The sequence below is a fragment of the Roseovarius sp. THAF8 genome, from assembly GCF_009363735.1.
In the GTDB taxonomy this organism is placed as follows: Bacteria; Pseudomonadota; Alphaproteobacteria; order Rhodobacterales; family Rhodobacteraceae; genus Roseovarius.
Genome location: NZ_CP045410.1, coordinates 374,290 through 399,235 on the forward strand (window position 1 = coordinate 374,290; position 24,946 = coordinate 399,235).

26 protein-coding genes are annotated in these 24,946 nt (G+C 58.3%); 11 read left to right on the plus strand and 15 right to left on the minus strand.

The features are described from left to right. Positions 1–152 precede the first annotated feature (152 nt). Positions 153–419: an Imm7 family immunity protein gene (locus FIU85_RS01865; RefSeq protein WP_152495636.1), complete on the plus strand. Its 267-nt coding sequence runs from the start codon at positions 153–155 to the stop codon at positions 417–419. Here the strand turns inward: FIU85_RS01865 and FIU85_RS01870 are convergent. Next, a protein-coding gene (locus FIU85_RS01870; protein WP_152495637.1) for an IS3 family transposase occupies positions 384–1,492 on the minus strand; the annotation gives its coding sequence in 2 pieces (ribosomal slippage) (positions 384–1,237 and positions 1,237–1,492; 1,110 coding nt in all). The two genes, FIU85_RS01865 and FIU85_RS01870, sit on opposite strands and share 36 nt — an antisense overlap. A gap of 696 nt (positions 1,493–2,188) precedes the next feature. Continuing rightward, positions 2,189–2,347, minus strand: a complete 159-nt coding sequence (locus FIU85_RS21880; RefSeq protein ID WP_172978772.1) for a hypothetical protein — start codon at positions 2,345–2,347, stop codon at positions 2,189–2,191. A gap of 107 nt (positions 2,348–2,454) precedes the next feature. Here FIU85_RS21880 and FIU85_RS01885 point away from each other — a divergent pair, with 107 nt between their 5' ends. Continuing rightward, a complete protein-coding gene (locus FIU85_RS01885; protein WP_254702979.1) occupies positions 2,455–3,447 on the plus strand; it encodes a tyrosine-type recombinase/integrase in 993 nt (330 codons plus the stop codon). Here the strand turns inward: FIU85_RS01885 and FIU85_RS01890 are convergent. Together FIU85_RS01890 and FIU85_RS01900 are read right to left on the minus strand one after the other, a co-directional pair. Continuing rightward, a complete protein-coding gene (locus tag FIU85_RS01890; protein WP_152495639.1) occupies positions 3,444–4,874 on the minus strand; it encodes a site-specific integrase in 1,431 nt (476 codons plus the stop codon). The two genes, FIU85_RS01885 and FIU85_RS01890, sit on opposite strands and share 4 nt — an antisense overlap. A 745-nt stretch (positions 4,875–5,619) precedes the next feature. Then, on the minus strand, positions 5,620–6,231 hold the full coding sequence (locus FIU85_RS01900; protein ID WP_152495640.1) for a TetR/AcrR family transcriptional regulator: 612 nt from the start codon (positions 6,229–6,231) through the stop codon (positions 5,620–5,622). A 182-nt stretch (positions 6,232–6,413) separates the two neighbouring features. Between FIU85_RS01900 and FIU85_RS01905 the strand changes: the two genes are divergently transcribed. The 3 genes from FIU85_RS01905 (at position 6,414) to FIU85_RS01915 (ending at position 9,009) form a co-directional block, all read left to right on the plus strand. Further along, on the plus strand, positions 6,414–7,385 hold the full coding sequence (locus tag FIU85_RS01905) for a homocysteine S-methyltransferase family protein (protein WP_152495641.1): 972 nt from the start codon (positions 6,414–6,416) through the stop codon (positions 7,383–7,385). A gap of 325 nt (positions 7,386–7,710) precedes the next feature. Beyond that, the gene (locus FIU85_RS01910) at positions 7,711–8,289 is read left to right on the plus strand and encodes a GNAT family N-acetyltransferase (protein ID WP_152495642.1); all 579 of its coding nucleotides are present in this window, start codon (positions 7,711–7,713) and stop codon (positions 8,287–8,289) included. 267 nt (positions 8,290–8,556) lie between these two features. Beyond that, positions 8,557–9,009: a DUF2267 domain-containing protein gene (locus tag FIU85_RS01915; RefSeq protein ID WP_254702980.1), complete on the plus strand. Its 453-nt coding sequence runs from the start codon at positions 8,557–8,559 to the stop codon at positions 9,007–9,009. A gap of 266 nt (positions 9,010–9,275) precedes the next feature. Here the strand turns inward: FIU85_RS01915 and FIU85_RS01920 are convergent, their stop codons facing one another. From FIU85_RS01920 to FIU85_RS01935, 4 genes are all read right to left on the minus strand, one after another. Then, a complete protein-coding gene (locus FIU85_RS01920) occupies positions 9,276–9,575 on the minus strand; it encodes a hypothetical protein (RefSeq protein ID WP_152495644.1) in 300 nt (99 codons plus the stop codon). A 175-nt stretch (positions 9,576–9,750) separates the two neighbouring features. Continuing rightward, the gene (locus FIU85_RS01925; protein WP_152495645.1) at positions 9,751–10,449 is read right to left on the minus strand and encodes a recombinase family protein; all 699 of its coding nucleotides are present in this window, start codon (positions 10,447–10,449) and stop codon (positions 9,751–9,753) included. Positions 10,450–10,523: 74 nt separating this feature from the next. Next, a complete protein-coding gene (locus FIU85_RS01930) occupies positions 10,524–11,069 on the minus strand; it encodes a phage terminase small subunit P27 family (protein ID WP_254702981.1) in 546 nt (181 codons plus the stop codon). 33 nt (positions 11,070–11,102) lie between these two features. Continuing rightward, positions 11,103–12,353: a site-specific DNA-methyltransferase gene (locus FIU85_RS01935; protein ID WP_172978773.1), complete on the minus strand. Its 1,251-nt coding sequence runs from the start codon at positions 12,351–12,353 to the stop codon at positions 11,103–11,105. A gap of 360 nt (positions 12,354–12,713) precedes the next feature. Between FIU85_RS01935 and FIU85_RS01940 the strand changes: the two genes are divergently transcribed. Beyond that, the gene (locus FIU85_RS01940) at positions 12,714–13,667 is read left to right on the plus strand and encodes a hypothetical protein (protein WP_152495647.1); all 954 of its coding nucleotides are present in this window, start codon (positions 12,714–12,716) and stop codon (positions 13,665–13,667) included. Positions 13,668–13,869: 202 nt separating this feature from the next. Here the strand turns inward: FIU85_RS01940 and FIU85_RS01945 are convergent, their stop codons facing one another. The 7 genes from FIU85_RS01945 to FIU85_RS01975 form a co-directional block, all read right to left on the minus strand. After that, a complete protein-coding gene (locus FIU85_RS01945) occupies positions 13,870–14,499 on the minus strand; it encodes a LysE family translocator (protein ID WP_152495648.1) in 630 nt (209 codons plus the stop codon). A gap of 198 nt (positions 14,500–14,697) precedes the next feature. After that, positions 14,698–17,724 (minus strand): bifunctional DNA primase/polymerase, encoded by a 3,027-nt coding sequence (locus FIU85_RS01950; RefSeq protein ID WP_152495649.1) that lies wholly within the window; start codon positions 17,722–17,724, stop codon positions 14,698–14,700. Between the two features lie 3 nt (positions 17,725–17,727). Further along, entirely contained in the window at positions 17,728–17,925 is a 198-nt protein-coding gene (locus tag FIU85_RS01955; protein ID WP_254702982.1) for an AlpA family transcriptional regulator, read from the minus strand. Further along, positions 17,922–18,101, minus strand: coding sequence for a hypothetical protein (locus FIU85_RS01960; RefSeq protein WP_152495650.1), 180 nt, complete (start codon positions 18,099–18,101; stop codon positions 17,922–17,924). Before FIU85_RS01960 ends, FIU85_RS01955 begins: the two co-directional genes overlap by 4 nt. Positions 18,102–18,166: 65 nt before the next feature. After that, entirely contained in the window at positions 18,167–18,817 is a 651-nt protein-coding gene (locus FIU85_RS01965) for a sigma-70 family RNA polymerase sigma factor (RefSeq protein ID WP_152495651.1), read from the minus strand. Between the two features lie 173 nt (positions 18,818–18,990). After that, positions 18,991–19,206: a hypothetical protein gene (locus tag FIU85_RS01970; protein WP_152495652.1), complete on the minus strand. Its 216-nt coding sequence runs from the start codon at positions 19,204–19,206 to the stop codon at positions 18,991–18,993. Between the two features lie 92 nt (positions 19,207–19,298). Beyond that, the gene (locus FIU85_RS01975; RefSeq protein ID WP_152495653.1) at positions 19,299–21,497 is read right to left on the minus strand and encodes a hypothetical protein; all 2,199 of its coding nucleotides are present in this window, start codon (positions 21,495–21,497) and stop codon (positions 19,299–19,301) included. 122 nt (positions 21,498–21,619) lie between these two features. On the opposite strand from FIU85_RS01975, the gene FIU85_RS22470 reads away from it, so the two are divergent. The 5 genes from FIU85_RS22470 to FIU85_RS01995 all read left to right on the plus strand — a co-directional run bounded on the left by FIU85_RS22470 (position 21,620) and on the right by FIU85_RS01995 (position 24,435). Continuing rightward, positions 21,620–21,754, plus strand: coding sequence for a hypothetical protein (locus tag FIU85_RS22470; protein ID WP_302849162.1), 135 nt, complete (start codon positions 21,620–21,622; stop codon positions 21,752–21,754). Positions 21,755–21,816: 62 nt separating this feature from the next. Beyond that, complete coding sequence (locus tag FIU85_RS01980; RefSeq protein WP_152495654.1) at positions 21,817–22,272, plus strand: DUF2924 domain-containing protein; 456 nt, start codon at positions 21,817–21,819, stop codon at positions 22,270–22,272. Beyond that, the gene (locus FIU85_RS01985) at positions 22,269–23,579 is read left to right on the plus strand and encodes a recombinase family protein (protein ID WP_152495655.1); all 1,311 of its coding nucleotides are present in this window, start codon (positions 22,269–22,271) and stop codon (positions 23,577–23,579) included. The genes FIU85_RS01980 and FIU85_RS01985 overlap by 4 nt, the downstream gene beginning before the upstream one ends. Next, positions 23,576–23,959 (plus strand): hypothetical protein, encoded by a 384-nt coding sequence (locus tag FIU85_RS01990; protein WP_152495656.1) that lies wholly within the window; start codon positions 23,576–23,578, stop codon positions 23,957–23,959. The genes FIU85_RS01985 and FIU85_RS01990 overlap by 4 nt, the downstream gene beginning before the upstream one ends. 80 nt (positions 23,960–24,039) lie before the next feature. Beyond that, entirely contained in the window at positions 24,040–24,435 is a 396-nt protein-coding gene (locus FIU85_RS01995; RefSeq protein ID WP_152495657.1) for a hypothetical protein, read from the plus strand. Positions 24,436–24,946: the final 511 nt, after the last annotated feature.

Genomic DNA, 24,946 nt, shown 5'->3' on the forward strand with positions numbered 1-24,946 from the left:
ACCTTATGACCGGTAGTAATGTAGCGGGAGCGAGTATGTGCCAGCTTTCGGACCAACGTCAGCTGTGCGGACAAAGCTGACGTTCCTTCTGCGCCGAAAAATGACTAGTATTGGGAAAATGAATTGAGGGCAGCGCCTAAGCTGAGCTGAGCATGATAGAACTGCATGGCTGGTCTACAATCAGAGAAGCGTTTCGCGAACAAGATGAATCTGATGAAGTGTTGTCTTCTGCAATTTCGCAAATTGAGCAGGCTATCAGTAAGTTGAGCGATTTCAATCTGGCTGCAAAGCTAATGTCGCAGAACGGGATTAATAGCCTGCTGATAAATGGAAACTTTAATCATCGAGACATGGTGACCTGCTCCCCTTGGAGTCCGCATTTATCAGTTAGCTCTGTTCAGGGTTTGGTCCTCTTCTGACCGTTGGTGATACTCCCGCGGCGTGAGCCCGTCGAGGCTCGAATGCGGGCGGTGTTGATTGTAGTCTTCGCGCCATGCCGCAATCATGCGGCAGGCATGGCGCAGAGACGGGAACAGATGCTCGTTAAGGCATTCCTCGCGCCTCCGGCCGTTGAAGCTCTCGACCAAGCCATTCTGCATCGGCTTGCCGGGAGCAATGTAATGCCAGTCGACCTTGCGGTTCTCCTGCCATTTCAGCATCGCATTCGAGGTCAGCTCGGTGCCGTTGTCGCTGACCACCATGCAAGGGTAGCCGCGCAGTTCTGCGATACGGTCCAGCTCGCGGGCGACACGTGCACCGCCGATTGATGTGTCGACGACAGCTGCCAGGCATTCCCGGGTGAAGTCGTCAATGACGTTCAGCACCCGGAACCTGCGACCGTCCTCAAGCGCGTCGGACATGAAGTCGAGTGACCACCGCTGGTTCGGTCCCTGCGGTATCGCCATCGGCGTTCTGGTGCCCACCGCACGCTTGCGACCGCCCCGTTTACGAACGGTTAACCCTTCTTCGCGGTAGACACGATAGAGCTTCTTCCAATTGAGCTCCCAGCCTTCGCGCCTTAGCAGAATATGCAGCCGACGATACCCGAACCGCCGCCGTTCAGAAGCCAGTTCCTTCATCCGAGCGCGCAGCTCTGTGTCCTGCGGTCGCTTCGTCTTGCGCCGATACACACGCGGTTCGATCCCGGCCAGCGCACAGGCGCGTCGCTGATTGTAGCCCTTGGTCTTCATAGCCCAGTCCACGGCATTCCTCCTCGAACCGGGCTTCAGAAGTTTTTTCCGAGCATCTCTTTCAGGGTGGCAACGTCGAGCATCTGCTCCGCCAGCATCTTCTTCAGCTTCGCGTTCTCAGCCTCCAATGCCTTCAGACGCCGGGCGTCAGACACCTCCATGCCGCCATACCTCGACCGCCACTTGTAGAACGTGGCGTCGCTGATCCCGTGCTTGCGACACAGCTCCTTCGCACCGAAACCAGCCTGGTGCTCCTTCAGGATGCCTATGATCTGCTCTTCGCTGAAACGGCTTCTCTTCATCATCTGTCTCCTTCGTTGGAGAACAGGCTAACCTTAAATCGAGGACTTTTCAGAGGAGCAGGTCAGGTGGCTCCTTTGCTCGCAGTCTATGACAACTGCACTTTGGCACGTTCGATGCCGGTGGAGCAGGAGCCATCCACCTCATCCGCAATGGGCCGGTAGCTGACTGGTTTAGCGACAATACGGCTTCGAGGGAATCGCCCGAGAAGCTTCGGTTTCGAATTTTCGATACCTACCGCCTGAGTACCGAGGGCAGTCTCTGGCATGTCCGGCAGCTATTACAGCAGCCCCCAGATCCAAACCATCCTTGTCCCAGCAGACGCCTACCCAGCGGTCATAGGTCTTCTCACCGCTGAACTCGCAAGTGATCAAAGCATTGCCGTAGGCGTTCTGCATCCAGCGCTTCCCGGCCCGTCCGCCCCGTTCGTCCAATTCGGGAGCATCAACCCCATTGAGCCTCACGGCAATGCGTCCGCGACTTGTTGCAATCTCGATAGTGTCTGCGTCGCGTACGTGAACAAGTTTACCGCTGAGGGTTGTTGCCAGAGCGTGCGAAGGAGCGCCAAATGCGCAGACTGTTGTGAGTAGCACGGCGGAGAATTTGGATTTCAGCATTGAGATATCCGTTACATTTTGAAGACTTCTGCAGACCGGGGCCTAAACAGACATGCTGGCAACTTACAGGCAGTCTTGTGGTTAATTCTGACTTTCACTTGTTTGCTCCGTGCCCATGAGCAGCCGTTCTTTCGCTGTTCCCCACTTTGCGAAGTAGTCCCTGGCATTTTCACTGAGCCCGTATTTTGCAGCGTAGGCCGCAAGGATCCGCTCTGCTTCTTCCAGTCGAGCTTTGGTCATCTCTAGGTCTCCTGTGCAGGGAGTGTCGCATCCGAAGGTTAACAAACCATTATCGCGGCGCGCGTGTATCCTTCCCCAATCGCCAATTGCTTGTGGAGGACTGGATAATGGCACGTGAGTTTGATCGGGAAACGGAGCGCATGGCAACAGTTGTGAAGCTGGCCGACATACCCAAGAACCACCGAGAAGAACTAATACGAGAATATCGAGAGCGCTCTGAGGCTGCCTTCGCACCGACCACTCTGCGCAACTTTCGCCAGATCACTCACAACTTCCAAGTATGGTGTCGCGAGCATGGCTTCGACCCGCATCCGCCGATCGATCCGAGAGCTGTGGCTGAGTACGTGGATTCCCTCGGCGGCAAAGTTCGGTGCACGACCATTGAAACCAGGCTCTGGGCCATTTCAGAAATGCATCGAGCGGCGTTCCAACCGACGCCGTGTCGCCACAGGCTTGTTGAACTCGCCTTGAAGGGCGTGAAGCGAAAGTACGGTGCGTGGGTGCGTCAGGCTCCGCCCCTGTGCAAGGCAGAGGTCTATAAGGCCATCGACAAACTGGGAAGTTCCAGACTCGAAACCCGCGACAAAGCCGTACTCTGGATTGCTACGGATAGTTGGTGTCGTGCGTCGGAAATCATCGCTCTCAGGGTTCGCGACTTGATGCGGCAAGACGATGGATCGAGTTTGCTGTTCATCGCGCGTTCCAAGACCGATCAGTTCGGGCACGGTGCATACGCCTATCTTTCCGAGGCGGGTACTCAGGCAGTCCTAGAGTGGATCGAGATGGCGAAACTCAAGAACGATGACCCTCTGGTCACCAAGCACCAAGCAAACGCTCAGGTCGGCCCGATGGACGCAGCCACGATTTCCCGGATCATCAAGCGCTGCACAGGACGAACTGACGTCTCTGCTCACAGCATGAGGGTTGGCGGGGTACATGATGCCTTCCGCATTGGCTGCGACCTGTCCTCGATCATGGTGGCCGGGCGGTGGAGTTCGCCTGAGATGCCCGCGCGGTATGGCAGAAGAATACTGGCCAGCAATTCTGCCGCCGCTCGGGTTTCCCAGGTCCTCGGTGCAAAACGGCAGCCGAAAGCTTAGTTCGGGCGCTCCGCATCCTTGAGGATCTTAACAACCTCGGGTTCGGTCATGGCAAAATTCGAACGTGGCCACGAGTCCATCGGGTCTATGCGTCCATAGGCTCGCCAGTCGGTCCCTTGGAGTGAGCGCGACAGGGCTTCAAGCTCGGTCTTTTGAAGATGAGCGCGCTCAACAAAATGCCGGTCAAGCGCGGCGAAATGCGTTCGCACCTGAACTTCCCGAATTTGCGGGGCCAAATGACCATAGGTCCGGCTTACCGTGTCAGTGTTGGCGTGACCGAGTTGCTGAGCAACGACAATCAGCGGCGTCCCCGCCTGGACGAGTTGACTCGCATACGTATGTCGTAATCCATGGAAAACGAAAGCAGTTGGGAGCTCGGCTTGAATGACGGCTTCTCGAAAGAGATGCTTGTGGCCGTTTTGCCATGACTGCCCCGACTGTCGCCGGAACACCAAGTCATCGGGCAACCGACCAGCACACAGGTCAAGAAAGAATGCCATACCTTCATCGGGCAGGAAGACATAGCGTGGCTTCCTAGATTTCAGAGGCTCGACATAGAGGCCGAACACGTGCGCGGCCACGTCTCTGACCCGAAGCTTGGCAAGTTCAGTGATGCGGCACCCCGTGTAGAGAGCGCCTTGAACAATTTCCCGAAGGTCCGGACGGCAACAATCCAGAAGCCTGCTGCATTCTTCTCGCGTGAGAAAAATGGTTCTCGGGGTGTCCGCCAATGGTACCCTGCGGATACACCGCCATGAACGTTCAGAGTCCGTTTCGCCGTTTTCCCAAGCCAGTTGCACGGCCAGGCGCAGGACACCGATCAAGCCGTTCAGCGTCTTCTTGCGCTTTCGAAGGTCGTCTGGGTCGAGCTCAATCAAAGGAAGGCGCTCAATAGCTTTCTGTTTGCCGCGTTTAGGTGGCGTTTCGAGAACATCGAGAGAGAACTGCACGATGTGCCGACCCGTCAATTCATCGAGCGGCATATGCCCAAGCCTTGGAAGAATGTGGTGGTTGATCCGGCTCACCATCGAGTCGAAGTGGCTCTTGGTTGCGGAGATTCTTTTCCACTCCACGTAGTCCCGCATCGCATGGCCCACTGTGAAGACATTCCCCCAAGGGCAGTAATTGAGGTCCTGCTTTGACCCTATCGGAAATGGATCAGCTGCCTGCTTCGCGATTTTAGGTTGACTGAACCAACGTCTGGCAGCCTCCAAGGCTTCGTCGTAGTTGTCTGTCTGAGCTTCCCACGGGATCAGGCGCTTTTGGTAGTATCCAAGCGATTTGTTACGGATACGAGCGACCCAATATCCTGAGACGGGTGTTTTCTTCTGTAGGCCGATATGGCGGCAATATTCGAGAATCTGCCAGTGCGGCGCTTCTCGCGACTTCAAGGTTTCTATTGTCTGGCTATTGCTAAGGTCTGGCATGCGGGAGGTCTCCGAAGGTACTCGGGGAATAAGCCTCACATGCAAACTGTTGGCAGTGGATGTGAATTGTTGGAGCGGGCAACAGTTCTGACAGAGATTTTTTGGCTTCTGTCCCCATTATTCCACAATTGGATAACGCTTTGCGTTGAGTTTGGTAACGGAAATGTTGAGCCGACACTTTCAAGAAAAACCGTTATTGGCTTCAATAAAATTTCGTACTTGGACGCAAAGGTCGTCGCCCATGTTGCGCTATGAAAGGTGTGCGCAAAGTCCCTTAATGGATGGCATTCCGCTACTCGGATTTTGGAGCCTCGTTTCACGTTTGCCCCCTCGAAACGGGTTGTTTCGCAGACAACCCTGAACGGCCAATTTTAGACACATTCGCGCCGCATTTTGCGCACGGACAAATCGCAAAGCTGACTATCAGTAACGAGTGGTTAAAACTGATTTCTATGATGAAAGCGGCGACCGTCCGTGACTGGCGGTTGCCGCATTTTTCATTTTGCCAATAGAGCCAGATCCCGGTGGTTCTTGGCGATCTCGACGCAAACGCGAATGGCCCAGACGTGCTTGGCAGCAAGGGTCGTTTCTGGCGACGATACGACCTTTGTTCCAAGCGGGTCTGCAGGCTCGAATTGCAGGTAAGTTCGCAATTGTCATGGCGATTGCTCCGATCGGTCACTCCCCGCCTCAACGCCAACCCGACGTTTGCAATAGAGTATACCACAATCGGATGAATCCGCAGTTAGGAGCGTGGTAAAAAGAGTAACCTTATATACTGCCGCAGCAACATGACCTGCCCAGCCGTCATTTTAGGCTCACCCAGCGACTTGGCAATCACGATCCCACCTTCGACCACCGTACTGACGAAATCGGCAAGCGCATTCAGGTCGACTTCTTCTTGGGGCGGATACACCTTCGCGATCTCGTCGAACATCTCTCGGAAGCGCCGCCGCCAACCCAATACGGCCCGCCGGTTGGCATCGCGGACCGCCTGGTTGAACAGCCGCTCCTGATAAGCTGCCGTGGCGACGATGCATCCAGGGTGCCCGGCCTCCATGTCCTCCAACAATTCGGCAAGAAGCTTGAGCCCGATCAGAGCTCGATGGAGAGGGTCATCCGATAGCTCTGCCGCCCGAGCGAAGAGGTCATCGAATATCTGATCCTCAAATATGACATGGCGTTCGATCAGGGCCAGAGCCAAAGCGTTTTTGTCGGCAAAATGATAGAAGAAACCGCCGCGCGTGATATCCGCCGCTGCAACGATCTCGTCTATAGAGGTTGCATCGAAGCCTTTTGCCAGAATCGAATCCTGCGCGATGTCGAGCAGCTTTTCCCGGTGGCTCGGTCTTGGCATGTCAAACTGGACCTTCGGTAAGGTTTCAACCGGGGTAGACTAGGTGCGGATCCGCTGCCCAATCATCAATACATTGAAATAAATCGAAAATTCTCACAGAGACGAAAGTGTACCATGCGTCTGCTGTTCAAAAAAGAGCTGCTCGATCAAAACGAGCGAACCAAGAATTTAGGAGCACAGCAATGGCACATGCAGCAAGTTTCAACAATTTCATTACGTCTAACCAGGCATGGGTGGCAGATGGCGGGCTTGAGACCGACCTGATCTTTTCCGACGGCCTCGACCTTCCGCACTTCGCCTCGTTCCATGTCTTCGACACGGAAGAAGGTTGCGCGACCCTGGCACGGTACTATGACCGCTATATCGAGGTTGCACGCAGCGCGGGCACCGGCTTTGTGCTGGATACGGCGACCTGGCGATCAGGCGCGTTCTGGCCCGAGACCGTGGGCCGGTCGCTCGCCGATCTTGAGGCCGCGACTCGCGAGGCGGTGCGATTTGCGCGCGACACCCGTGGGCGGCACGCAGATGTGCCGATGGTTCTGAATGGCGCCATCGGTCCGGCGGGCGACGGCTATGCGCCTGACCGGCTCTACAATCAAGATGCGGCCGAGGCACTTCACGCACATCAGGTTCGCTGGATGGCGGAGGAAGGGATCGAGATGATAACCGCGGTGACGATGACACATCCCGACGAGGCGATTGGGCTCGTCCGCGCAGCAAGTGATTGGGATCTGCCCGTGGTTGTCAGCTTTACGACCGAGACCGATGGCCACCTGCCGACCGGCGAGACCATCGAGTGGGCAATCACCAAGACGGATGTTGCCACTGGCGGTGCTCCGGTCTTCTACATGATCAACTGCGCCCATCCCGATCATTTTGCGGCGGAGCTGGCTGGCGATTGGACATCACGCATCGGTGGAATCCGCGCTAATGCCAGTCGCATGAGTCACGAAGAACTGGATGAGGCCCAGGAACTGGATGCCGGCGACCCCGACGAGTTCGGCAAGCTTTACGGTGATCTCTTTCAGACCTTGCCAAGGCTCAGAGTCATCGGGGGATGCTGCGGAACTGACAAGCGCCACATCGGTTGTGCGGCGCATCATGTCATCAACCGGTTCGGCCAAGGTTGGAATGAAGAGGTCATCGCATCGTAGTTTGCAGACAGGCTGTTTCATAAAGGTCAGGCGAAAGCCCGACCCGTTCCACCGCCTGATCGGGAAATTGGCAGAGTAATCGTTCACGGAAGCAATCCATCAGCTGGCTTTTTGGCGGTATTCTGACTTGCCGCAGCAGGACTTAACCCCAACCTAAGATGAAGTCATCGAACGGAAACTTTATCTCGACAGGAGCGCCTTGATGCGCGGCACATCAAACGATTGTTTCGCGCCTAAGGGAGCCTTCGGCCACACCGCTTGCTTGCTGGTTTATCGATAGGGCTCGTTTTTTTGTTCTGCTGCGGCAGAGATTTCGGAGACTGAGATGATCACACTGGAACCCCCATTCAGGTTTGCCACACCCTCGGACTCGGCAGAGCTCGCGGATCTCGTGAACTTCGCTGGAGAGGGCCTTCCTTTGTACATATGGAAAAGCCTTGCGGCCAATGGTCAGGATCCTTGGGACATCGGCAAGGCGCGCCAGGCAGAGAAAGCGCGGGAAGGTCAGATCGCCGTGGTGGACCTTGGCCAAGGCGCGGTCGCATGCCTGACCGGGTATGTCATTGGTAATGAGCCGACGGCAATCGGGGAAGATTTTCCTGCCCTGTTTCGCCCTTTGCAGGAGTTGGAAAATCAGGCCCTCGACAGCTGGTACGTAAATGTGCTGGCCTGCTATCCCACGCACCGCGGCAAGGGGATTGGATCGCAGCTTCTGGATCTGGCGGATGAGATAGGACGCTCCGAAGGGGTGCGCCAAATGAGCATTATCGTGGCGAGTAACAATACCGGAGCTCGACGGTTGTACGAACGTCATGGATACGTCGAGACAGCAACCGCTCCTTGCATCAAAGAGAACTGGGCGACCCGCACCGAGAAGTGGGTTCTCCTGCTTAAGCGCCTCTAGGCCAGATTGGCGGCTTCATCCCGCACGCTACCAGTCGCGCTCAGAACGTTTTTGCAGCCGCAGCGAACGGCCGGAATGGTGCGCCGTACCTCGGCACTGCCGTGGGTGTGCGAAGATCGGCTCAGTGCCGGGAGCGGCCTGGTGCCAGAGATAAGGCGAGCGTCAGCTGTGCGGGACGGAGCTGCTGTTGGTTTCTTCGACAAATACCGGGGAGTTAGATAAGAGTGTCGGCGACGATACCGCCACAGGAACCAGCGACCCATGCCAATGCCGTGGACATATCGGCACGCCTCCAAAGAATGGCGCGCTTTCCTCGATGACGTGAAAGAGCGCATGTCCCTCGAGTCAGACAATATGGCTTACACGGCGGTCGATGCGGTCTTTCAGGTGTTCCGGCGTCGTCTGACCGCTCAGGAGGGCTTGAACTTCGCAAGTATCTTGCCAAGCGTGCTTCGCGCGATCTTTCTTCAAAACTGGGATGTTACGGAGCCTCGCGCGGCGTTTGAAGACCGAGAGACGCTCATCTCGGAAGTCAAGGAGGTGCGGGTGAACCACAACCTAACGCCGGACAATGCGATTGAGGCGACGGCATGGGCGGTTCGGCGCTGCACTAACGGAAGAGACTTCGAGCGCGTTTTGGCCAAGCTCCCGGCTGAAGCGCGCGCCTTCTGGCATGTCGACGTTGCCGATCCTGCCGAGCTGGAGCAACGGATCATTTAGCGGCTTTGCACCATTCAGAAGGTTTGGGCTCATTTTAGTCGTTCGCAGCAAGGTGCCTGAGACCTAGGCAGGGCATTCCGGTACATGAACCGTCCAGCCGTCATAGACCACCATCGGTGAGAGCGGCGGCATTATGCAGGCTCTTAGGTGCGCTGAGTAAAGACGAGATGTCGGCAAACGGGAACGTGGCCACCGTCACTGGACAATTCTGCCGTTCGGTGTGGCATGCGTCGACGTTTGTTTTGCTGAGCAGTTAACAAAGCTTTTCAGTCTTCAGATGAGGCCACCATATCTCCTGCATAGGCATCCATAAGCTCCGCTCCAAATTCTTCTTCACCTTCGCCTCTGAGAGCCGAGATACTTGCAAGCGCTTCATCGCGAACTGACCGGTTGGGGTATACCGTTACAACAGCAAAACGGTCCAATTCCGTGTCGACGAGCATTGAGCGCTCTGCGCCCAGTGCAATGAGCCCAGGAAAGTATTTTCGTAACATCAATTGTTTCACATGCTCGAGGTTCTCAGCCTCGCCTACCATTCGCCATGTCGTGATGGAAACAAAGCTCATTCGACCTTCCTCCGCAAAATGAACATAGCACATATTTGAGCCCCGGTCCCTTTCGCAATCGCAGTCAGGCTTTGCATGGCAGTCCTTGTTCGAACTTTGTTGCGCCGCGAATAAGATGCGAGAAGCGCCGATCGCTTTGAATAGCTTGGGTGCTTGTACTCCGGCGGCAACCACCTCAACGTGACAGCCGCACCAACAACCCGCGCACGTTCGAGACGTGCCATCGGCCTCCCCGTCGAGTCATTATCCCGCGGTCATTCAGCGCTCCCGCGATGCCTCGGAGTGTCGTCACGTCGTTCGCTTGCAGGCCCTGGATCACTGGCGCCAGGCCTTCTGCGAACGCATCCGCATTCGCAGCAACTGCCGCCCTTAAGGCTTCTCCACCCTTCCCCGCCCGCCTGAGCGCCGCAGCCCCGTTCGGGTTGCCCAGCTTCACCCCGCGCGCCTTGGCCGCGGCCAGCGCCTCCTTCGTGCGGCGTGAGATCGCCTCCCGCTCTTGCTGAGCCACCAACGCCATGATGCCGACGGTCAGGTCATTGGCGTCGGGCACGTCACAGGCGAGGAAGCGGACACCACTGTCTCGAAGTGTGAGCAGGAAAGCGGCGTTGCGGGAGAGGCGATCGAGCTTGGCAATGATGAGCGTCGCCCCAGTCAGCCTTGCAAGCTCCAATGATCTTTGCAGTTCTGGCCGATTATCCCTGCGCCCCGACTCCACTTCGGTAAAGCGGGCCAGGACCTGCGCGTTCTTTTCCACCGCAAAATCGTCGATGGCCTTGCGTTGGGCGTCGAGCCCGAGCCCGGATCGCCCCTGCCGCGCCGTCGAGACCCGCTCGTAGGCGACCAGCTTCAAGAGTGAGACAGTGTGGCTGACCATGTACAAACCTGCCTAACGTTGGTTTGGCAGTTCTGTACGATGGAAGCCTCGAAAAGTGTAGGCAGATCAGTGCTTTAATCGCGCCGTCCAGGCTTGTGAGTGACTCTCACGGGTTCGCGTGGGGTGTCTAGCTCCGTTTCGTCGTCCGGCGAACCCTCCTCGACGTTATTGCCGTCCTTGTCGGTGTAGACTGTCACGAACTTGATCGTTGTGACCGGATCTTTCATCGCAGCCGTCTCGGCCATGTCCACGCGCGTGCGCGCCACCGGTGTCAGGCCCAGTTCGGACATGTAACGGCCCATCAGCTCCATCTGCTTGTTCGCAACCGTCAGCCAGGGCGACTGCTGGACGTACCCGCTTGGTGTCTTGAGCAGCGCGGGCCCCTCTCCCAGCTTTTCTTCCGCCTGCACCCAACGGGCGTAGGCCTGACAATAGGCCGCGAGGGCCGCACGGTCTGCAAGAGTCAGGATGCCCGCTTCGTGAAGTGGCGTCGCGAGCCTGCGCCATTCCTTTCGAGCCACGTCATTTAGATGCGACGGGCACCGCGGCAGGGCGTTCAGCGGTGAGTTGGACAACGTGCCCGCTTTGGGCACGGGCTTACGGCCGCGCATCGATTCCATCCGAGCGGGCTTTGATCGCGCTCAGCCAGGCCATCAAGCCGCCTCCACCTGCCGTCTCGATGCGACCTCCTCGAAGCTGCGGCCATCCTCATCTAGCGTCGCCGTCTCGCCAGTGAAGCTTTCCCAGCGTCGCACAGCTACATCCACATAGGCCGGGTCCAGTTCCATGGCGTGGCATACCCGCCCGCAGGTTTCGGCCGCAATAAGACTCGTCCCCGACCCGGAAAAGGGTTCATAGACGGCCTGTCCGGGGCTCGAGTTGTTCAGCATCGGCCGACGCATGCATTCCACGGGTTTCTGCGTACCGTGGATCGTCTGGGCGTCCTGGTCCCGGTTCGGAATCTCCCATAGCGTCGATTGCTTGCGGTCGCCCGACCAGTGTCCCTTGCCCCTGACGCAATACCAGGCGGGCTCGTGCTGCCAGTGGTAATGTCCCCGCGACAGGACCAGCCGCTCCTTGGCCCAGATGATCTGGCTGCGGATCTCGAAACCGCTGGCGACCAGGCTCTCCGCAACCGTGCCCGCGTGCAGAGCGCCATGCCAGACATAGGCCACGTCCCCGGGAAAGAGCGCCCAAGCCTCGCGCCAGTCCGCTCTGTCGTCATTGGCCACCCTGCCCGTCCGCTTCGTTCTGGTCGCGCCGGTCTCGTTGCGCCAAGCAGGATCGTAGTTCACGCCAAACGGCGGATCTGTCGCCATGAGATGCGGCCGAACGTCGCCCAGAAGACGGCTCACATCATCCCGGTTCGTGGCATCCCCACAGAGCAGCCGATGGTTTCCGAGGCGCCACAGATCACCCGGGCGCGACACCGGGTTCGCCGGCGGCACCGGCGTTTCCTCTTCGCGCGGGTCCGCCGAGCCGTTGTCCAGCAAGGCATCGAGTTCAGCGCCCTCAAAGCCAAGGTCAGACAGATCGACGCCCAGCTCGGAGAGGTCTCCCAGTTCCAGCGCCAGCAGTTCCCTGTCCCACCCTGCCCGCTCGGCCAGCCGGTTGTCCGCCAGGATGTAGGCCCGCTTCTGTGCCTCGGAGAGATGCGCAAGTTCGATGACCGGCACTTCCTTTAACCTCAGTCGGCGCGCGGCCTCCAGGCGCCCATGCCCCGCGATGATGCCGTTCGCGCCATCAACCAGCACCGGGTTGTTGAATCCGAACTCCCGGATTGACCCCGCTATCAGCGCGATCTGCGCGTCGGAATGCGTCCGCGCGTTGTTGGCGTAGGGGATCAGTTCCTCCACCGGACATTGCCGGATCGCCGTTGCGCGCCTGTCTGCTCTCGTTGCCACGGTACCCCCCGATCTTTATTGCACCCGTCTGTGTGCCTACCTCTCGGGGAGTATATCAAGCCGGATAAATATTTGTAATTGTGACAATTTCTGACAATCAACGCCAGAGAGCGACGAACCTGTGAATCGTGTGCACCTGAAGCAAGCGCAAATAAACCAGTGATTGGCGCAATGTCGGTTACCTTTAGGCACTGGAATGAGCAGATGTGTCTATCGCTACACGGCGAAAAACCGAAATACCTTGCCTCCTATTTCCGTTTACCATGTCGCAGGGTTAGGCCGACATCTCCAGTTCCGACAATTTTCTGTGTCGCTGCAGTTTCTGCGGGTACTGTTGGTGAGTAGAAATTTTCGGAGGTCATGGTGGATCTGGAAGTTTATTCGAAGCTGACTTGGGCCAAAGGTGAGCTGCAAGTGCGTGAAATAATCAAAGAACGTGACGACGTGCTGAAGAGGTTTTCTCCCGCCTTTAGACCCGCCGCTGTGGCCGACCTTGACGAGGCTGATTTCAGGGAATTCCTTAGTATCAAGCACAACAAGCACTGGACGGGCCTCGAGCGACAACCGCAGGTATATGCGAACATGAAGCGATTGCGGCAAGTGCTCAGCATTCTTGTGGACGAGTCACGTCCGATCAGTGGGCGGGTTGATAGCGCGATTAAGGCTCCTGGCATGGGGGTGGCGAAACTCTCCGCCATTTTGTTGGTGACTTATCCAGAAAAGTACGGGGTTTGGAACGGGACTTCGGAGAAGGCCCTTCGCTCTCTAGGGCTCTGGCCCGCCTTCAGGCGCGGAATAACAACAGGAGAACGATATGTCGCTGTAAATGAGGTGCTGCTTGATCTGACCCGGAAGCTTGATATCGATTTGTGGACACTGGATGCGCTCTGGTGGGGTGTCAAAGATGAGGGAACTGCCTCGAAAACCTCGGTCGAAAATGACGGCGAAGCAAAGGCGAAGGCCCTCGCGAACATGAAAAATTCGATTCTTGTCACGAACCGGTTTGCCAACGGGCAATTTGAGAATGTGACAATTAAGAGAAAAGACCTGAAGATGTCTGACAGCGAGCTTGATGCACTTTTGGCTCGTCTCTTGAAAAAGCAGGAAGAACGGTGTGCGATCACTGGGCTGCCTTTTAAGTACAGAGGTGACAAGAACATGCTACCGTCAGCAGACCGGAAAGATAGCAATGGGCACTATGAAGCGGCAAACCTTCAGCTGGTCTGCCGCTTTGTCAATTTCTGGAAGCAAGCGACTCCGGACCACGTATTCCGTCGCCTGATTGCAGCTGTGCGCGAAAGCAGTTTGTCTTGAGGCTCTCTATGCTGATCCGTTGACACGCCTGCCGGGAACACCTTTTACAGAAGGTCGGTCCTTTCGGCGCCTGAGTACTCAACCACTCAAGGTCGATCGACCACATACAAAAAAAACCGGACATTCGCTATAAGCCTCATTAAAGTCAGCTATGCGGGACAGAGCTGCCGTTGCGGGTTGTCTGTCGAATGCCCGCTCTCGGTTATTGGCGCGAGATTGACTTCAACCCGAGTAGCAACGCTGCGCCAATCATAAAGCCACCGCCGATCCGTTCGATCCAGACCCGTGCGCTGCCCTTGAACCGTTTGACAATCCAACTCGACCCGAGGCCATAGGCAGACAGGAAGAGCCCGTCCATGACGATGTAAGTTGCGGACAATATCAGAAACTGGGGCCAGAAAGCGGCGTCGCTCGTGATAAATTGTGGGAAGAGCGCCGCGAAGAAAACAACGGCCTTCGGGTTCGCAGCGGACGTCAGGAAGCCTTGGAGCCATAGGGTCCGCAGCGATGCTTTCTTCTGTTCTGAAAGCTCGGCTGATTCATCCGGTTTGGCTCGTCGGATCATGCGGATACCCAACCAGATCAGATACGCAACCCCTGCCCACTTGATGACAGTCAGGGCTGTCGCAGAGGCCGCGATAATCGTGGCTAGCCCCAGACCCGCCGCCAGCATCTGCAAGGCGTTTGCTGAAAGGTCGCCTGCGGCGGTCCACAACGAACGTTGGAAACCATAAACGCCGCTGTTGGTAAGCATCAACAACTGGCTTGGTCCAGGCGTGCTCATCAAAGCCAGAACTGTCAAAACATACAAAGTCCAAGTTTCAATTGGCATACGCTGGTCTCCTCCACTTCACTGCAGGCTTGAGTTTGAACGAAAATTCACCCAGTTGGGAAGCGCTTTCGCACCGCGCGTTCGGGGATAACGGTCATTGGTACGCAGCGCAGCAATCGGAAAAATTGGGCTCAAAGCTGAAGTTCGCCGCGTGTTTCACCAACGACCGCTGACAGCATCATTCTGACGCGCGCGCATCTAAATTCGCCATCCAGACAGTTTTCCAAGGGCAATTTCGAGGAGACATCGCACTTGTGCTTCGTCACCAGCCCCCCACCAGGCCCGCTGCCAGCACCGGCCCCGGCCGTCACGTCGATAGGCAGCCGATTTAAGGGTCATTTCCCTATAAGAACTATACATAGGGTTTTGACCCTTAAATGCTGACCTTTTAAACGCCAGCTTCGCCTCATTGGAGTTGCCGAATAGCTCTGGATGCAAAGCGGCGGCATCCGCCGGACTGTCCACAGCCACGCTCGCCAAGAGCATCTGCTGGAACAAGTATGGCTTTTCAGCGTCCCAGGTCGTCAGGCGGTCATAAACAAGCGGTAACGCCACGTCTGCCAGTATGTGCACCTCCAGCGGATTGGCGGCAGATCTGTTCACACCGCGCCCTCGGCCGATTGCCTGCACCATTTCATCGTCGCAGATTGCCGCGCGCAGGGTCTCTGCAGTTCCATCTTTATGCCGAACCGCGGCGAGCCCGCACGTCCGACCTGTGCGCATGTGCAGTCCGACACGATCCGAGACATAGCCGGACTCTTCGACGCCGCCGAACAGCACTCTGGCCAAGTCTTCGGTTTCCTGGCTCGGAGGAAGTGGCCGGCCAATGCTGATGAGCATCACGACATCCTTGTAGATGTCGAGCCCGGCGACGGCGTTGAAATGCGCCGTCACGACGTTCGGAATATCACTAAATGCATCCTCTATGGCTTGGTAAGTCACCACCAGCACATCGCGCGGAAAAACCCGGAGCGCATGCCAGCGCACATAATCCACGCATTCCCGCAGACGGTTTCCCCTGCGCTTGAGTTCTTCTGCTGGAAGGCCCGGCAACGGGCAGATCATGGACTTCCCGAAGCTCCCCGTGACCTGGCGGAGATGCATGTGCGGCGCCGAGACGTCGATGCACTCGATCTCCATCGGCGGCAGGATCGCTTCTGCGAGGCTCTGTCGAAGCGTCGCATCGAGGTGAAGGACAGGTTTCCCTCGCAGACTGTCATGCACGCGCTTGACCCGCCGCATCTCGATCGCCTGCCGGCCATCTGACCCGGCCGGGCGCACCTGCAGGGACTGCCCCGGTTGCTCGCCATGGCGCAGCAAATCGGCCAGGGCGCGCCAGAGGCGGCTTAACAGGTCGATCCTCTGGTTTGCCTTGGCCGTGCGCAGGGCTTTCGCGCGATGGGCTCTGTCGAGCCCAGGCATAAAGGCCGCATCGGTTTTGCGCCACTCTTCCAGTTTCGCCGCGTGCTGGCAGTCCTCATACGTCAGACCTTCGGCGCGCAGACTGCGGATCAAGGAAATGCCTTTTTGCCCTTGGCGCAATGCTCGAGCGGCAGCCTGCCGGAAAGCCGAAAGATCAGCCATCGCGGCGACCGGCGATCCGCCCACCCTGTTCTCGCCCATCCTATGGAAGGGCTCGTCGAGCAGATCCTCAACGAACAGATCTGAACAAGTCTCGACAGCCCGCTGCCAGCACCCTTCGTCGACCAGGATGAGCCCAACATTGTCTTCCGAGAAAGCAAGGCCGGAAAACAGCGTATCATAGGGCGCCACGACAACGTCTGCCGCGGCGACGTCCTTGCGGTTCTGCTGCTTGAGGCAGCTATCGAAGTATCTACATTGGTTGCCTTCACGCGACCGACAGGCGTGGTCCTGCACGGAAAGCCCGCTCGCGAGAACGGCCCGAACCATCTCGATATCGCGACACATCGGATCACCAGTTGCCGGGTCCTTGCGCTCGTAGCCTCGGAGCACCGCCGCGTCGATCCCGAGGTCGCGCCCGGCGCAAGCGGTTTCCTCAGCCAGGGCGTGAGACGGCGTGAAGACGAGAATGCGATGCGGCAGGCCCTCGTTGCGGAGCGCTTTCTTCATGTCCCTGATCGCTGCGCGCGCGGCGCGGGACTTGCCAAGACCTACCGTCGCTCGCACGCCGAGCGACGGTGGTTCTTCCTCGTGGATCCGGTGCCATGCCAGAACTTGCTGACAGTAGGCTGACAGCAGCTCCTGCAAACGCGTGCGGCCTTCTTCCACAGACAGCGCGGCTGGCGTGTAATCCGGCGTGGGCGTGGAGATCTCCCTGCCGGGCAGCCGACCCTCATCCAGCAGGCGCAGCTTGTCGGCGACCTTGCGTGTGGCGTCAGCCACATCAAACGCACGGCCGGTCGACGAACGCGGGCGATCAAGATCGGTGGTGTTGGCAAACCGCTCCCAGACGAGGGAGGCAAGGGTAACTGGGACCGGCGTTTCACCCCGATCGAGCAGATCATGCACACTGTGGAACGCGATCTGGCTCAGCCAGGCATCCCGCCCGTCCACGACACGCCCGTTGCGGCGGATGACCTCGACCGGGCCTGTCGCCGCGCTTGGTGCACTACTCTTTGACCGCCTTGCGCCCCACTGCGGTCCAGGGTGAACTTCGGCCAGAAAGGCCCGTGCGTCGTCTTCCGTGATGAGGGGCAAGTCGTCGATCTTGCAATCGAGGACTGTCTCACCCATTGGCCAGTAATAGGGTTTACCGGTGCCGGAATGAATCCCGAAGGCCACGAACTGTTGACCGGCACCCAAGATCTCCACGGATCCTGTTTTGAGCTTTGGGAACGCATGATCTGCCCGGTAGAGCAGCAGTCGTTTCGGCCATTGACCGACCCGGACGAGTGTCGTACCGAACCGCGCCTCCGCCAGCGACTGGACACGGTGGGCCTCATGTGCGTCCAGGCAATCGATGTCGAGCCCGATGAGCCGTCCCGTGCGAAGGCCCACGCCGCAATTGGCGTGCGTACGGCACCATTGCGCCACCTTCGCGTCGTCGATCTCCACGCTGGACCAGCGTGTGACCGCGGGCGCTTTCCCGCCCATCCGGATAGGCAGTGGCTCGAAACCCTGCGACAGCAATTGCTCGGCGGCCAGCCCGAATGTGATGTGACCAGCACCAACGGGGCCGCCATTGGCAGCCCGGTTGCTGTTTTCGTTTGTCTGTGGAGCCGGAAGAGTCCGCTCCACGCGCATGGCCTATTGCGGGTCCCTTTGCCGGCGGCCCGCTTCCTCGAATGCCTCCACGTCCGACCGGCGATAGAGCACGCGACCGCAGATCTTGAGCCAGTCAGGCCCCCTGCCCTGCGCGCGCCAGCGCTCCAGCGTGCGGCGGCTGACGCGCCACCGAAATGCGAGATCGTGTTGCGTGAGGTGCGACGGCATGTGTTCGGTCATTGCCCCACCCTTTCCCCGTCACGGCTTGCCCGGTAGATCGCGAAGAGCGGCGTGCCCTCCTCGGTCGGTTCGACGTAATGCACCTGGTAGTCGTCACGGCGGTCGATGACGAAGGGTAGATCCCAGAGCCGGTATAGCCCCGGGATCCGCTGATACGCCTGATCCTCTGTTTCCATGTGAAGTGTCCTTGCTTGAGTCTTTGAGGTGAAAAGCCACTCCGGAGGCCCGAATGGGACAGTCATCAGGAAAGTTTTCCGTCGAGGGCGCGCAACTTCGCCAATGCGCGCTGGTAGCGCTTGCGGGCCGCGTCGTGGCCCATCCCCAACGCCCGCGCCGCTTCCTTCTGAGTAAACCCCATCAGCACCACGGCCACCACGAGACCGGCATCCTGGCCGATCAGCGGCTTCAATCGTTGCAAGGCGAGATCCGGAGAGGTGTTCGGCGGCGCCTCCGCCGCGGCGATGCTCTCGTCGAGAGGCGCTTCCTTGCGCGCCCAGTCTCGCTTGAGGGGCCGCATGATATCGCGGCGCACATTCATCAGCAGTGTTGCGGCCAGGCGATCCACGCGCGCGAGGTCGACGCGGGCGATGGCCTCCGCCATGCGCGCCGAGAGCTCCGCGCAGAGGATGTCGGGATGCTGTCTGTAGTAACGAGACAAACGCCCGTGCAGGGCGTCGAGCCCGGGCCAGAGTGCCAGCAGTACGAGGATCCGCGCTGTGTCTGCAAAGGCGGCGTGTGATTGCGCCGCCGTCACCAGCGCCCGCAGTGTTTCGTTCTTCGTGTTGGGATCGCCGTACCGTGCATGCTGGTGTTCCAGCAACGCCGGCACGTCCGGAAAACCTGCCAGATCGGGATGTTTGCTTTGAATGTCGCGGAAGTAGTTTGTGATCACCAGCCGCTCCGTCTGCCGGAGAAGCTGCGCGTGAAGCGCGTGCCAAGAGGCTCGCATGAGACGCCTGCCTTTCGGCCGGGCGTCAGGCGCCTCATCGTGGCCAGGTCAGGGCGTCGCGCGCCTCTCGGATTGAAAAAGAAAAGCGTGCGACCGTCAGGCCGCCCGCTTGGAGATCAGGTTTCGTTCAAGGTGTCGCAGCTCCGGCACACCGCAGATGCAGGGCGCGAGATGCGGTAGCGGTGCCCGCGCGCGAACTGCACCAGGATCGCCGATCCGTGCCGGCGGCCGAGCAGCTTGCCGCAGCAGGTGCAGCGCCAGTCGGCGCTGACCGCTGGTCCGCTCGTGTCATGTGCAGAAACTTTGTACTGGATGGTGGTTCGTGTCGTCATTTGTAGGCTCCTGACATAGTGGAGCCCGTCACATGACGCTTGGAATCAGAGTTAGTCAGACCCCGTGACCGGAGCCGGACCGGAGTTGAACGTCAGATGGCAATCTGCCATTTGCCCTTCCCAGGACTTCGAAGGAATTCTGCTTTCAACTTGTTCCAAAGCGGTTGGTTGAAGATGTTCGCCAGCGACTGGTCCTTGGCGATCCCGTCGACAAGGTCGGCCGTCGCCATCGGCATCGGGCCAGAGTTGTGGGCATCGACCAGGCGCTGAATAACTACGATGCGGTTCTCACCCTTAATATCGATGGTACCTGTACCTGGAACAAATAGGATTGCCATGTTGTCGCCAACGCGGGCAAGTTCCACGGCCTGTCCACCTCTGGCAAGCAGTCGATGTCGACGAAATACAGACCGGAGCTTGTCTGCAACCAACGCGATTTCCGGTTGATCACCTTCGATCTGATCGGCAAGCGGCGTCATTACATTCGCGGCCAGACACGGCCCCGCCGCATTTCCTGCCTGAAGGACGAGTCCTATCCCGAGGTGGTGGCGGGCCCGAAGCTCCGTATCGACAGAGGACCTTATCTTCTCATTATCAATACAGCGAACGAGGTAGACCGGAACATCCCTCTCGTCGACGACAAGCATTCCGAGGTAGAAAAGGTACTTGTTGATTTCTTCGATGGCTGGCGCATCCAGTGTGCCCTCAAGGCGCTCCTTCAGGTGGTCTTCGACCCAACCGTTGCGCACCCTGTAAAGCCTGTAGTAATCCGGGATTCCCGAAGCTACGTGCCCGTCCGTAATGGTTAATTCTGCCACTTTGTAGTTTTTCGAGTCTGCATCTCTCTGTTCGACCTTGACGTCCACCCCGGCCACTACAGGACCGATCTGGTCCTCGTCATCGAGCAGATCGTCTCCCTCCCATCCGACAGGCACCAGAAAGCCCAGCTCGGTCAGAATGCCCGGATCTACCTTACGCGCCTGAAGCCACGCGCCGGATACATTGTCGCGCCCGATGTCCCATATGGCCAACAACGCAGGGATGACAGCCGTACTCTCCTTATCGGTGGGCGCGCGGCCCTCGCGGAGGATGTTCCAGTGACGCAGCAGACGATGTCCCAGTACCCGTTCAAACGGATCATCAAGGCTAAGAAGGCTGCTGGTGTTGCGATCGGTCAGCGTGAAGTTGAGGGTTTTCACCTCTGCACCAGCCCGGCGATACCGAACCGCGATTTCGACGAAGCGGATTGCAACTGCCTTTTCGAAGGTCTTCGCGAGTCCCGGCTGATCGTCAATGATCTCAGAAATGGACTGATCGATCGTGGTGGAGAGCGAGAGACGGTTTGCCAAATTGCCAATGCTAATGTCCGCACGGATGACCCTCGCGCGGTCAATCACAGCCTCCTCAAGATCCGGCAGCTCCAGGTCGAGCTCCTTCAGGAAATGCGAGATATCATAAGCCTGAAAATCTACCGGCTGATTAGAATAAGTCTGGTCCAGCGCCGTTTCAACGAAGCGCTCGGCAATGGTGTGCCGTAAGTTTCTGTTGCCCGCTCGAACGTGAACACGTCCGGTGGACGGCGTATAGACGATCATCGCCTCTCCGGGCGGCCGAAAATAGATGCTTTTGCGGTTGCCTTCGTCGTCAATCTCCCGAACGCTTGCAGGCGCATTGGGATGAAAGAGCAGATACATCTCTGCGGAAGGTTCATCTCCATCCTCGGGTATTTCAAATTTGTCGATACTGTAGCCTTCGCCACGATCAAGCTCGGCGTTGAGGTCCGCGAGAAGATCATCGAGCACTTTGCTACCTTCCTCAGGCCCACCCTCGATCGAGGGTTCGGCCATGAAGGTCTGATAGTGTTTGTCGTAGCGGCGATATAGACGCAGGTGCAGACTATTTTCCACGGCTTCGAATAAGCCAGGATCATTGAGAAACAGCCAAAGACTTCTGGCAAGTCGATCTCTCTGATTTCGCAAGTCCATGGCGCGTTGGGGTTCTAGTCGGGTGCGTGCCAGACCTTCCAATACATAATCGCCTCTATCGCTTGCCACCGTGACGATTCTCGCAGCCTGTTCTTCGAGTGGGCTGAGTTGCTGCTTGGTCTCTGTTCTGAGCATGCTGCTTACGTCAATATCGACGTCCTGTTCCCAACCTTCAGATTTGTAGGGGTCGAGCCACTTGAGGCGGTCGAAGACTCCACTTCGAAGAAACGCCGCCAGCAGTTCTGGCTCGGCGTCATCGAACAGACGAGATAGGTTTGGACATGTCTTAGCTGGCGCACGTACCAAGTCGTTTCCTCAATGCCTTTTTCATAAACTATAGGTTGTAGGTCGTGCCGCACGCAAATTATTGGGAATTGAACGTCCCAACGGGCCCCTAAAACTGGCTTTTCTCCGAAAAGGAGAAACGCATGAAACGGCCCAACCCGCTCAATCCGTCCCACATGAAGGCAATGGAACGCCGCGCCGAGCTATGCAAGCTCCTGGCGCTCGGCCTAGTCCGCCTGCATCAGCGCCAGTCAAGCGAAGTATCTACACGGATTTGAGAAAGTTCGCTTCACTCTCCGCCCGACCGGAGCGGTCATGCAACCGAACCAGGAGGACACGCATGACAAAGCAAGACCCGATCCCCGCACGCCTGGCTGCACTGAAGACCGCCTCGACACCGGAACTGAAGGCGCAATGGCGCGACCTCTTCGACAGCGAGCCGCCGCCCTTCAACCGCCGATACCTGGAAAGCCGCCTGGCCTACCGCATCCAGGAACTGACGTATGGTGGGCTGAAGCCGGAGACCATCCGGCGGCTGGAGCGGCTAGGCGAGGAACTCGACGGCGGCGATCGCAAGAAGAGCCGACGCCGTGCCGATCACGGCATGCCCATCGCCGGCACGCGCCTCATCCGGGAATGGCAAGGCGTCGAACAGGTCGTCACTGTCACCACGGATGGCTTCGAGTGGCAAGGGCGACCCTACAAGTCGCTATCGGCCATCGCCCGCGCCATCACAGGCACCCGCTGGAACGGATGGATTTTCTTCGGGCTCAAGAACCGGAGGGCTCAGACATGACGAAGCCAGTTATCCGCAAGCTGCGCTGCGCGATCTACACCCGCAAGTCCTCCGAGGAAGGGCTGGAGCAGGAGTTCAATTCGCTCCACGCTCAACGGGAAGCCTGCGAAGCGTTCATCGCAAGTCAGCGCTCCGAGGGCTGGGTTCTGGTCCGCGATCAGTACGACGACGGCGGCATCTCGGGTGGCACGCTCGACCGCCCTGCCCTGCAGCGTCTCACGGAAGACATCGAGGACGGGCTGGTCGACGTGGTCGTAGTCTACAAGATCGACCGCCTCAGCCGCTCGCTCACCGACTTTGCCAAGCTGGTCGAGGTGTTCGACCGCAACGGTGTCACCTTCGTGTCGGTGACGCAGTCCTTCAACACCACCACGTCCATGGGGCGGTTGACGCTAAACATCCTGCTCAGCTTCGCGCAGTTCGAGCGCGAGGTTACGGCTGAGCGCATTTGCGACAAGATCGCGGCATCTCGGCGCAAAGGCATGTGGATGGGCGGCGTGCCGCCTTTTGGCTACCGGGTCGAGAACCGGAAGCTGCGGATCGATGAAGAGAAAGCCGAACACGTCCGATGGATCTTCGCTCGTTTTCTTGAAATCGGCTCGGGAACAGAACTGGCGCGCGAAGTCGATCAACGCGGAATCCGTACACCGCGTGGCAATCGGATCGACAAGAAGTACCTGTACCGGATGTTAAACAACCGCGCCTATATCGGCGAGGCGGTCCACAAGGGCGAGAGCTACCCCGGCGAACACGACGCCATCATCGACCGCGAGACTTGGGAACGGGTCCACGCCATCCTGAAGGAGAGCCCGCGCAAGCGAGCCGCCCGCACCCGCGCCGAGACACCTGCCCTGCTAAAGGGGCTGCTGTTCGGGCCCGAAGGTGCGGCCTTCTCGCCGACGCACACCCGAAAAGGCGAAAAGCTCTACCGCTATTATGTCAGTCAAACAGTTTTGAAACATGGTGCCGGATCCTGCCCGGTCGGCCGCTTGCCGGCAGGCGAAATCGAAGCGGCCGTCATCGACCAGTTACGCGCCGTGTTTCGCCAGCCTGAAATCGTGGCAGGGACATGGAAGGCGGCACGTGGCCATGCCGATGACATTGCCGAGGCCGACGCCCGCACTGCCCTGCAACAGCTTGATCCGCTGTGGGACGAACTCTTCCCCGCCGAGCAGGCACGGATCGTCGCGCTGCTGGTCGAGCGCGTGGAGATCGGTACGGACGGATTCAACGTTCGCCTGCGCGTCGATGGCCTCGGCGGCCTCGCGCGCGAGATGCTGTCCGATGGGATCGGAGAGGCCGCATGACACGCGGCATGCCGATCCCCGAGACTGTCACGCTCCATGTCCCGTTCCGCGTCGTGAAGCGCGGCGAGCGGAAGGAGATGCAGATGCCGGACGGTGCCATGCAGCCGTGCCGGACAGACAGCACTCTCGTCAAGGCGCTGGCCCGTGCCTTCCGCTGGAAACGGATGCTGGAGTCGGATGAATTCGCCACCATCGCCGAACTCGCGCAGCGAGAGGGCATTGCGCCCTCCTATATGACGCGCGTGCTACGGCTCACACTGCTAGAGCCAAAAATTGTCGAGGCGATCCTGGACGGGATCCAGGGACCGGAGATGACGCTGGCGCGGGTGCTGGAGCCGTTTCCGGCGGAGTGGAGTTTGCAGACAGTCAATCACCGGTAGTCGCTTGTTCGACATTCGCTTGGCATGGCGGCTCGCCCCTGCGACAGTCCCCTGATCCGCCCTGAATATTGATAACGAAGATGACAGAGATAAGGTTTTCAAGCTTCCCGCGCACGACGCCGCCTCCTGAGTTTACCACTGACTTGATCAATGCCTTCGTAGAGGTTGAACAGGAGATTGGGACGCAGCATTTGGAAAAAGGTCTCACCAGCGATGCCGTCCTAGAAAAGCTCAGACCAGCACTTTTGAAGCTCGGATTTGAGGTCGAACATAGTAAAACGGCAGATGGCAAAGTTCGCAGACCCGTATTCTTCGGGGAGAATGGCGCTCCCGACCTTCAGTACGAGATCGACGCATTTCAACCTAGTTGGGGCTGTGGACTGGAAGTGGAGGCTGGCCGTGCATGGATGGGCAACGCAATTTATCGGGACCTTATCCAGGCGCTGGTAATGGACAGGTCGACGTTTTGGCTCTAGCCGTACCTATCGGGTATAGATATCGATCCAGCGGTCGCGGTGTCGTCAGCAAGGATTACACAAACACATGCGCGGTTGCAGATGCCTTGTACGGGCACAGTCGCATGATCATGCCCTATAAACTTTTGCTAATTGGGTACTGACCGAATCTCCTATTGGGGACCCATGATACGTCGTGAAAAGCAAATTCGGCCCAATGCCGACCTTCAGCTTTGGATTAGAATGCCGCATCGCAGCCCGTCAAAGCTGCCGTTCGCCGCGCTTGCGAACCCCGGCGGGGTCCGAAGGTCCCCAGTGCGGGACAAACCCGCCTTTTGCTCACGCGGCTATTGCTAGCGCAGCATTCTCTCGCCCGTGCAGAACGTTTGTTGTTGCAGTGCAGCGCAAGTCACCGAAGCAGTCATTCCACGGCGTTGATTTGGTTCGAACCGAAACTGAACTTCCGCCGCACTCCGATCCAACAACTAAGACGCGGACATCTTGTCCGGAACGTCGCGCTCAACCATGGGTG